A 9,481-nucleotide genomic window follows, 5' to 3' on the forward strand; every position below is an offset into this window, starting at 1 on the left:
TAGCTAGTTCTTTGATATTACATTAAAAAACTGACTGGGTAGGGATCCGGCAAGATCAGGATAAAGCGGCGATAGCGGCGTCGTATGCCGGCTCGTCGGTCAGCTCGGCAACCCGCTCGCCGTAGAGCACTTTACCTTGCTCGTCGATGCAGACCACGGCCCGGGCAGACAGACCACGCAGTGGGCCATCGCTTAACGCCACGCCGTAGGCATTGAGGAACTCGGGATGGCGAAAGGCAGAAGCGGCTTGTACATTTTCAATGCCTTCGGCGGCACAGAAACGGCCAAAAGCAAACGGCAGATCCATGGAAACACAGAGCACCCTGGTGTTGCCAAGGGCCGCCGCTTTTTCATTGAAGGTGCGCACGCTGGTGGCACACACGCCGGTATCCACGCTCGGAAAGATGTTCAGCAGTACTTTCTGGCCTTTAAAGTCCGCCAGGCGAATGTCGTTCAGCTCACCGTCGGTGAGCGTGAAGTCGGGAGCCGTTTGGCCTGCTTGTGGAAACTGACCGGAAACGGCAACGGAGTTACCCTGAAAAGTCACTGTAGGCATGTATTGTGCTCCTTGTTGAAAGGCAGTGTGAAACAAGTGTAGTGAAAAGGTTAAGTTAACAGTTTTGATAACAAGGAAAAGGTTTTTTATTACTATCGTCTGTTTTTGGGCATAAAAAAGCGCCGCCAGTCTATGGAGACTGGCGGCGCTGCCGACGGATGATGGCTTATACCAATTACAGTAAAACTCTGCTCATCTTTGAGCCTGAGTACCAGAGGCACCACAGCCACCTCCCACGACACGCCATGAACTCATCCTTGAGGGCTCGGGAAATGCCCTCCATGGCATTTCACGGTCGTGGGAGGCGATCTCTGCTGCCTCTTCTCAAGCACCGAGTTGCCTGTAGACAGCACGGACAGGCAACTCCGTAGCATCAAGGAGGATAAAGGGATCTTCTCCGCCGACCATCACATGACAGGGACGTCATGTGCTGAGCGTCACAGGGATGTGCTTGTAGCGGGTCGGTGGAGGAGACCCTTTGTCCGACATTTATAGAGCAGAAATAGATCTGCTCTTTAATCAGTTTGGTATTACAGCTTGCTGTTGCCCACTGGGTTCACTTGGTTGCTGCCATCTGGCTGGCCTGGATGGCGGTCAGGGCGATGGTGTAGACGATGTCGTCCACCAGGGCGCCGCGCGACAAGTCGTTGACCGGCTTGCGCATCCCCTGCAGCATAGGACCAATTGACACCAGTTGTGCCGAGCGCTGTACCGCCTTGTAGGTGGTGTTGCCGGTGTTCAAGTCCGGAAAGATAAACACGGTGGCCTTGCCGGCAACCGGAGAGTTCGGCGCCTTGGACTTGGCCACGTTTTCCATAATGGCCGCATCGTACTGCAGGGGCCCGTCTATGATGAGATCGGGACGCTTTTCCTGGGCCAGACGGGTGGCCTCTCGTACTTTTTCAACGTCGGCGCCGGTGCCCGAGCTGCCGGTCGAGTAGGAAATCATCGCCACCCTGGGCTCTATGCCAAAGGCCAGTGCCGACTCCGCCGACTGAATGGCGATTTCTGCCAGTTGTTCGGCGGTGGGGTCCGGGTTAATGGCACAGTCGCCGTATACCAGCACCTGATCGGGCAGCAACATGAAAAACACCGAGGACACCAGTGATGAACCCGGTGCGGTTTTAATGATCTGCAGCGGCGGGCGCATGGTGTTGGCGGTGGTGTTAATGGCACCGGATACCAGACCGTCCACTTCGTTGCGCTCCAGCATCATGGTGCCCAGCACCACGTTGTCCTTTAATTGCTCGCGAGCAACAATGTCGGTAATGCCCTTGGCTTTGCGTAATTCCACCAGGCGTTCTACATAGTGCTCTCGCACCTGTTCGGGCTCGATGATGTCGATTTTTTCATCCAGCACCACTCCCTGCTGCGCCGCCACGCGCATGATTTCTTCCCGGTTCCCCAGCAAGACCGGGCGGGCTATGCTGCGCTCGGCACAAATCACTGCGGCCTTAATGGTGCGCGGCTCTTCCCCTTCGGGTAATACAATACGTTTTGCGGCGCGCCGTGCCAGTTCGGTTAATTTATAGCGAAAGGCGGGGGGACTCAGGCGGCGGCTACGGGTCGACTTGGCGCTCAGGGATTCAATCCAGTTCTGATCGATGTGACCGGCCATATAATCTTGCACCAGCTCGATGCGGGGCAGGTCATCGACAGGAATTTCAAGGTTGAAATGCTGCAGGCTAACGGCGGTTTGCCAGGTGTTGGTGTTCACCATCAGGATCGGCAGCCCGGTTTCGGTGGCGCGTTGGCACAGGTCCATGATTTGAGGCTCGGGGTGATAGCCGCCGTTTAACAGCAGGGCACCAATTTTTACCCCGTTCATGGCGGCCAGGCACACGGCGACAATCACATCGGAGCGATCCCCCGACGCCACCAGCAGGCTGCCGGGCCTGAAGTGCTGCACCATGTTGTGCAAGGCGCGGGCACAAAAGGTCACACTTTGCAGGCGACGGCTGTTCAGCTTGCCTTCGTTAAGCACGGTGGCATTCAGGTGGCGGGCCAGGTCGACTGCCCGTGGCGCCACCAGCTGGGTATTCCAGGGCACGCAGCCCAGAATGCGCAGCGGGGTTTTACCGAACACCTGCAGCACTTCCAGGTTGGGGCTGTATTGCTGGATCTTGTTGTTGGGGTTGAACATCTCGGTGAGATCGGGGCGCGTATTGCCCTGATCGTCCATTGGAGCACCTACCTTGTTGATAATGCAGCCCACAATGCGCTTGTTGAGTATGCCACCAAAGCTGGCGCAGGCCAGCTCGATACGTTCCTTCAGCTGCTGGCTGGTATCGTTGCCGGGCTGAGCAATAAAGACCATATCGGCATCCAGTGCCTTGGCGATATCGTAGTTGATGCGGTTGGCAAAGGGCTGTTTATCGGTGGGGAGCAGGCCCTCCACCACTATGACTTCGACCCCGTTGTCGGCGACGTGTTTTTCTACCCGGGCGACGATCTCTTCGAGCAGCACATCCAGATTGCCCTGAGAGATCATGGCTTCGGCATAACTGACCGCAAAAGGCTCTGGCGGTTCAATGTTAGCGCCACTGGAGATGACGGCAGTGGAATGATCCTGAATATTGTTGCGATGACGAGGTTGTGAAACGGGTTTAAAAAAACTGACGTTGACCCCGTTACGCTCCATGGCGTGCACCATGCCAAGACTGACAGAAGTGGCACCTACGCCCCCGCTCACGGGGACAAGCATTATCGTTCTGGCCATAAAAACCTCTTATTTTTTCGCCGCCGGCGTGGGAGTTGAAACCGATTGTTCGGACAAGGCCAGTGCATCCTGCGCAATCACCCACTCTTCATTGGTCGGAATGACCCAGGCGGGGGTACTGTCCGCAGTGGTAATGCAGCCCGCTTTGCCAAAGCGGGTGGCCGTGTTGGCTTCTGTATCCAGCTTGAAGCCGAGCAAGCCAAGCCTGGCCAGCGTTAATTCGCGCACCAGAATGGAGTTTTCCCCAATGCCACCGGTAAAGACAAGGGCATCCAGACGACCGTCCAGGGCACAGGTGTAGCTGGCGATATACTTGGCGAGCCGGTAGCAAAAGATGTCCAGGGCTCGCTTGGCTTCGGGCTCAGCGTCGTAGTGTTCGGCAATATAGCGACAGTCGCTAGTGCGCTCGGTCAGTCCCAGCAGGCCGGACTCTTTGGTCAGCAAGGTGTTGATGCGATCCAGGTTATAGCCCAGGTTATCGTGCAGGTGAAAGATAATGGCGGGGTCGATATCGCCGGAACGGGTACCCATCACCAAGCCCTCGAGCGGTGTCAGGCCCATGGAGGTGTCGACCGACTGGCCATTTTTTATGGCGCACACCGAGGCCCCGTTACCCAGGTGGCAGCTGATGATGTTCAGTTGTTCCCGCGGCTTGCCGAGCTGTTTGGCCGCTTGTTCGGTAATAAAGAAGTGGCTGGTGCCGTGCATGCCATAGCGACGAATGTCGTGCTCTTGATACAGCGAATAGGGCAGGGCATAGAGATAGGCCAGCTCGGGCATGGACTGATGGAAGGCGGTGTCAAATACCGCGACCTGCGGCAACTCGGGAAACGAGTGCCGGGCCGAGGCGATGCCAATTAAATGTGCCGGGTTGTGCAGCGGTGCCAGGCTGGCGCAGTCTTCAATCCCCTTGATGACGGACTCATCAATCAGCACGGAATGCGTAAACTGTTCGCCACCGTGCACCACTCTGTGCCCGATGGCAGATAGCTGGCGCATCAGTTCGGGATGGGGCTTCAGCAGCTTATCAACAATAAAGTCCAGGGCTTGTTGGTGAGCGCTACCGGCCCCCAGAGCAGCCTGGCCCTTTTCGCCATTGAGGGTCCAGCTGATACGGGTGTCGGGCAAATAGAAGCACTCGGCGAGGCCGGAAAGCTTCTCGGCACCGGTGTCGGCATTAAGGATGGCAAATTTAAGCGACGAGCTGCCGCAATTAAGCACAAGAACCAGCTTGCTAGTCATCTGTAAACCTTATCGTCAGTGAGGTCGAAAGTCTTGTTGCCTGAATAGGATATTCAGGTCATTGGCTTCGGTTGCATCCGCGAGCGGGATGCACAGTCAGCATCAAACAGGTGGCTTTCGCCCGGGTTGATTCAGCTTGCCGGTGGCGTGAAACCAGGCAAATCACAATAACAGGGGATAAACCCCGTTTGGTGGCGTAAAATAACATAAAGTGACGACGGGTTTATGATCTGGATCCACTCCCTTGGCGTCCGTGATCTGTTTTGGAGGCATTATGGCAACATTGACTGACACGCTACACAGAGGCAGCGCCTACCTTGGCGTCTGGCCCAAAGAGCGGCAACTGGCAGCGCTGTTTCCCGAATATCGCATTATGACAGCCACACGATTGGGGCTGCGCGCCATGCCGGCTCTGATCGTACTGAGCCTGCTGGTGCAGTTTCAGCTGGGTGATCCGCGTTACTGGCCGGGCGTGGTCGCGTCCGTGTTGTTTCTGGCCAGCCTGCCGATGCAGGGACTGTATTGGCTGGGCAAGCGCGCCGATACGCAACTGCCTCCCTCACTGGTTAACTGGTATCGTCAGCTGTATGCCAAAATTGCCGCCGCCGGTGTGCCTATTGCAGAGCCCGTCGCCAGGCCCAGTTATTTTCAGCTGGGTGAAACCCTGAGTCTGGCCTTCAAGCAGCTGGACAAGTCGTTTATTCGCGATCTGTAATGATTATAGACGGGCACTCCCTTGCAAACATGGCTGATTTTGGTGAGGCTGTGCCATGTTTTTGTAATAGTGGGTAAACCCGATGAATTTCTTGTCTCAAACCATCGCGGCCAAGCCAGAGCCTGACTGGCCGGCGCTACTGGCACAGCCAATAGCGGAAAACAACGATCCTCTGGTGCCGCTTGGGCTGGTCAACTCTCCGCTGCGAGCCTATCCCGCTTACTTTCACCAGGGGGTGCCCGGCTCCCTGAGTGAATGCTATGTGCGTCGCAGTGTGTTGTTTCGTTTATATAAAGCAGCACGACTATTGCCTGCAGGCATAGAGCTGGTGGTACTGGATGGCTGGCGGCCACTTCAGGTGCAGCAACATCTGTTTGATACCCTGTTTGCCGCCATGAGTGCCCATTATGCCAGCGAGAGCGAGCCCGAGCTGCTGAACCGAATTCGTCACTTTGTTGCACTGCCCAGCAGCGATCCCGCTGCCCCCAGCCCGCATTTAACCGGCGGCTCGGTTGATGTGGCGCTATGCGACGGTGAAGGGCTGTTGCTCGACATGGGCACCGAGTTTGACGACATTAGCCCCTGGTCTTACAGTGCGGCCTTCGAAGCCATAGAAAAGCCCAATGCCCGGGAAGCGGAAGTCATCGAGAATCGCCGCTTGCTGCACAGCGTCATGATCCAGGCCGGTTTTACCAACTTACCCAGTGAGTGGTGGCACTTTGATTATGGCAATCAGTCCTGGGCCTGGTACAGCAAGTCGGGAGAGGCCGTGTTTAGTGCCACCGAGCTGCAACCACTAAGGCAACGCTGGTTGCGTCAGGTCGCCTTGCAGGTTCAGTAACAGGGTTAATTGCTTGCTCTGCAATCTCATGCACAGCAAGCATTTTCTGCTGTATTCATTCTTGTCTCTGTCGTACACCAGCTTGTCAGGCCATGCATGGCCCACCAGAGCGCCGTGCCCGGGGCGGTATGGCCAGTGCACTGGGAAGCAATATGTGACCTTTCTCTCGCTTTTCCGATTTTATTTCCCCATTTAAACACCACTTTTTTACATTGTTTTAGATATTCATGCATGCCTCCAGGCCATCATCAATCCGCAGTGTTGCATTTAATTCAATACAAACAAATGGTTAGCAAGGTGTGTGTGTCAAGACCATGATTTATTCATCCGGCCAGGTGAAATGTTATTCATATGTTGCGCAATGGTTGTCTGGTGACGATGTGTTTTTGAAGCGGTTGCTTACTTGTGTAGATGGCCAATGCGTAGTATTTTTCTCTGCACATAACGGGTGGGCCTTGTCTTAGCCGTTAGTGTTAAGCATTTTTGAGAAATGTTCTGCTGATGCAGAGCCATTACATTAGAACAAAGGATGTTATATGAGTGACCTGGTTAATGGCATAAATGGTTATATATGGAGCCTGCCTCTGATCTACTTGTGTCTGGGGGTGGGGTTATACTTTTCGCTGCGTACCCGTTTTTTGCAAATACGCCATATCAAGGAAATGGTACGCCTGATGTTCAAGGGCGAATCTTCGCCCGCCGGCATCACATCGTTTCAGGCACTCACGCTGTCTTTGTCCGGGCGAGTAGGGACAGGTAACATTGCCGGTGTGGCTACCGCCATCACCTTCGGTGGCCCGGGAGCCGTATTCTGGATGTGGGTCGTCGCCTTTTTTGGCGCCGGTACTGCCTTCGTGGAATCGACGCTGGCGCAGATCTACAAGGAAAAAGACGACAAGGGTCTCTATCGCGGCGGTCCTGCCTACTATATCGAAAAAGGCCTGGGCATGAAGTGGTATGCCTGGATCTTTGCCTTTGCCACCATCATAGGCTGTGGCTTGCTGCTGCCGGGTGTTCAGGCCAACAGTATTGCGTCCGGTATCGAGAATGCCTTCGGCATTTCCACCTCCGTATCTGCCGCGGCTGTGGTTGTGATGCTGGGGCTTATCATCTTCGGTGGCGTCAAGCGGATTGCTCACTTTACCCAGATAGTGGTTCCCTTCATGGCGCTGGGTTATATCCTGGTGGCTTTCGTCATCATAGTGATGCATATCGATATGCTGCCTGATGTAGTGGGTCTGATCGTTGGCAGCGCCTTCGGCATGAAGGCCGGTTTTGGAGCCATTCTGGGCCTGGCTATCGAATGGGGTGTCAAGCGCGGTATTTACTCCAACGAAGCCGGTCAGGGTACGGGTCCCCATCCGGCGGCGGCAGCCGAGGTATCTCACCCGGCCAAGCAGGGTCTGGTGCAGGGTTTCTCCGTTTATGTCGACACCCTGTTTGTGTGTACTGCAACGGCCTTCATGATCATCATTACCGGTGCCTACAATGTTATGGGTAAGGCCGGTGAGGCCATTGTCGAGCAGTTGCCCGGCGTGGAAGCCGGTCCGGGTTATACCCAGGCGGCGGTAGAGTCGGTCATGCCGGGCTTTGGTGGCATGTTTGTGGCAATAGCGCTGTTCTTCTTCGCCTTTACCACCATTCTGGCCTACTACTATATAGCCGAAACCAACGTAGCCTATATCAACCGTCAGGTGCATCGCCCCTGGTTGACCTTCCTGCTGAAGATCGCCCTGATGAGCTCCGTGGTGTACGGTTCGGTGAAAACGGCGGAACTGGCCTGGGGTCTGGGTGATATCGGTGTGGGGCTGATGGCCTGGTTGAACATAGTTGCCATATTGTTGCTGCAAAAGCCGGCGCTGCTCGCCCTGAAAGACTATGAGGCGCAGAAGGCACAGGGGCTGGATCCCACTTTCGACCCCGTGAAACTGGGTATCAAGAATGCCGATATCTGGGTCAAGGACAAGAAAGCCAACACCGGCACCCGTGCCGATGAGGTATTGACCGATGCCGAGGTAGAGCGCGGTTAAGTCAACAGACACAGTATTGCTGCAAAAGCCGGGTTAAGAGCCCGGCTTTTTTCATTTCTGCCCCTCAGGCCCGGAGTCATTGAGCAGTCTGTCACAAACAGGGAGAGCCGCATTCAAGGAAGTCGCTCAACAGAAGTTGCTCAACAAGAGACGAGGGGGGGGAGTTTTCTAATCCCTAAACTATTAAAAAAATCATGTTTATGACTGAAATAATAACTATAAAACTGGTGGTGGAATTGCAGGGAAGCGGTTCTTTGTGAGGCCATCACAATCAAAGTAATAGGGTGAAATAATAGTTTAGTTGTCTTTTTATATTGGAAAGTTATGTGTATTCAAGTGCTTGAAAATAATGGATTCGTATGGGGTTTGTGGTGGGCGGCCGGCAAGCCGCAGGCCGGTACTTTACTAACCCTCTGTAATGTACGACACTTTTTTAAGGCACCCGTACAAACTATGGCTACATTTATTTTTAGGCCCCGTACAAACTATGGCTACATGGCAACAAGGAAGTTTCAATGCAGCATAAAACAATAACGGGCACAGTCTTCATTATCACCGAGAACAGTGCTCAAACTCAGCTGTTTGCCAACTACCTTGCAGAGCATACCAGCTGCGAGATCCATGTACATGCGCCTGATACCCCTTTTACCAGCTTGCCTTCTCACCCGGTATTGTTGGTGGTTGATAGTGATCATATCGGGAGCGACGAGCTGCACCCCTGGTATGAAACCCTGCCAGCCAGCATGGCCGACGTTCCCGTGGCTGCGCTTAATGTGCCCGATCTTGAGCAAGCGCTGAAAGCACTTTATTGCTCTCAGTTGAAGGGCGTGTTTTATCGTGACGAGAGCCTGGTCGTCATCTGTAAAGGCATTCATGCCATGCTGGCAGGGGACTTGTGGCTGTCACGAGAATTAATGACCAAGCTGATACATTTATATCGCAAGCAGCAACGTAACGCCTTTCGCCCCGTGTGTGGGCTAACCAACAGGGAAATGGAAATTATTTCTTTATTGGGTACCGGTGCATCCAACCAGCAGATAGCAGAAAAGCTGTTTGTGAGTGAGCATACGGTCAAGTCTCATCTTTATAATATCTTCCGCAAAATTGATGTGAATAACCGGGTTCAGGCGCTGAACTGGATTCATAAAAACATAGGGCCGCTCATGCCCAATGTTGAAACGGCTCGCTCGCTTCAGTAGTTGCCCTGTGCTTCAGTAGTCGTCCAGTCATTGTCTCGGTTGAGTAGTAAGCGTCACTGCATCCGCACCTGTTTAGCCCACTTTTAATACCGTAGATTACCCGTTTTAATGAACGAGGTGATCTATGAGTCGTAAACATCGTAGCCAGGCGCAATGGCTTGAGCTAATTAACGCCTTCG

Annotated in this window: 7 protein-coding genes; 4 read left to right on the forward strand and 3 right to left on the reverse strand. The window is 54.2% G+C overall.

The window, feature by feature from the left end:
• Window positions 1–55: 55 nt before the first annotated feature.
• From tpx to ACN0VL_RS06105, 3 genes are all read right to left on the reverse strand, one after another.
• Window positions 56–556, reverse strand: a complete 501-nt coding sequence (gene tpx / locus ACN0VL_RS06095; RefSeq protein WP_417615527.1) for a thiol peroxidase — start codon at window positions 554–556, stop codon at window positions 56–58.
• A gap of 556 nt (window positions 557–1,112) precedes the next feature.
• On the reverse strand, window positions 1,113–3,275 hold the full coding sequence (gene pta, locus ACN0VL_RS06100) for a phosphate acetyltransferase (protein ID WP_417615529.1): 2,163 nt from the start codon (window positions 3,273–3,275) through the stop codon (window positions 1,113–1,115).
• A gap of 9 nt (window positions 3,276–3,284) precedes the next feature.
• Entirely contained in the window at window positions 3,285–4,517 is a 1,233-nt protein-coding gene (locus ACN0VL_RS06105; RefSeq protein WP_417615531.1) for an acetate kinase, read from the reverse strand.
• Window positions 4,518–4,791: 274 nt separating this feature from the next.
• Between ACN0VL_RS06105 and yfbV the strand changes: the two genes are divergently transcribed.
• From yfbV to ACN0VL_RS06125, 4 genes are all read left to right on the forward strand, one after another.
• Entirely contained in the window at window positions 4,792–5,232 is a 441-nt protein-coding gene (gene yfbV / locus ACN0VL_RS06110) for a terminus macrodomain insulation protein YfbV (protein WP_417615533.1), read from the forward strand.
• An 82-nt stretch (window positions 5,233–5,314) separates the two neighbouring features.
• Window positions 5,315–6,073, forward strand: coding sequence for a M15 family metallopeptidase (locus ACN0VL_RS06115; protein WP_417615535.1), 759 nt, complete (start codon window positions 5,315–5,317; stop codon window positions 6,071–6,073).
• Window positions 6,074–6,609: 536 nt separating this feature from the next.
• Window positions 6,610–8,103 (forward strand): alanine/glycine:cation symporter family protein, encoded by a 1,494-nt coding sequence (locus ACN0VL_RS06120; protein ID WP_417615537.1) that lies wholly within the window; start codon window positions 6,610–6,612, stop codon window positions 8,101–8,103.
• 515 nt (window positions 8,104–8,618) lie between these two features.
• Window positions 8,619–9,302, forward strand: a complete 684-nt coding sequence (locus ACN0VL_RS06125; RefSeq protein WP_417615539.1) for a LuxR C-terminal-related transcriptional regulator — start codon at window positions 8,619–8,621, stop codon at window positions 9,300–9,302.
• The last annotated feature ends 179 nt before the right edge of the window (window positions 9,303–9,481 follow it).

It is taken from the genome of Oceanisphaera sp. (assembly GCF_048268965.1).
Classification (GTDB): Bacteria; Pseudomonadota; Gammaproteobacteria; order Enterobacterales; family Aeromonadaceae; genus Oceanimonas.

What these genes read in the sequence shown, in the direction of transcription:
- tpx (WP_417615527.1), bottom strand. Translation starts at nt 556, where the DNA reads ATGCCTACAGTGACTTTTCAGGGTAACTCCGTTGCCGTTTCCGGTCAG.
- pta (WP_417615529.1), bottom strand. Translation starts at nt 3,275, where the DNA reads ATGGCCAGAACGATAATGCTTGTCCCCGTGAGCGGGGGCGTAGGTGCC.
- ACN0VL_RS06105 (WP_417615531.1), bottom strand. Translation starts at nt 4,517, where the DNA reads ATGACTAGCAAGCTGGTTCTTGTGCTTAATTGCGGCAGCTCGTCGCTT.
- yfbV (WP_417615533.1), top strand. Translation starts at nt 4,792, where the DNA reads ATGGCAACATTGACTGACACGCTACACAGAGGCAGCGCCTACCTTGGC.
- ACN0VL_RS06115 (WP_417615535.1), top strand. Translation starts at nt 5,315, where the DNA reads ATGAATTTCTTGTCTCAAACCATCGCGGCCAAGCCAGAGCCTGACTGG.
- ACN0VL_RS06120 (WP_417615537.1), top strand. Translation starts at nt 6,610, where the DNA reads ATGAGTGACCTGGTTAATGGCATAAATGGTTATATATGGAGCCTGCCT.
- ACN0VL_RS06125 (WP_417615539.1), top strand. Translation starts at nt 8,619, where the DNA reads ATGCAGCATAAAACAATAACGGGCACAGTCTTCATTATCACCGAGAAC.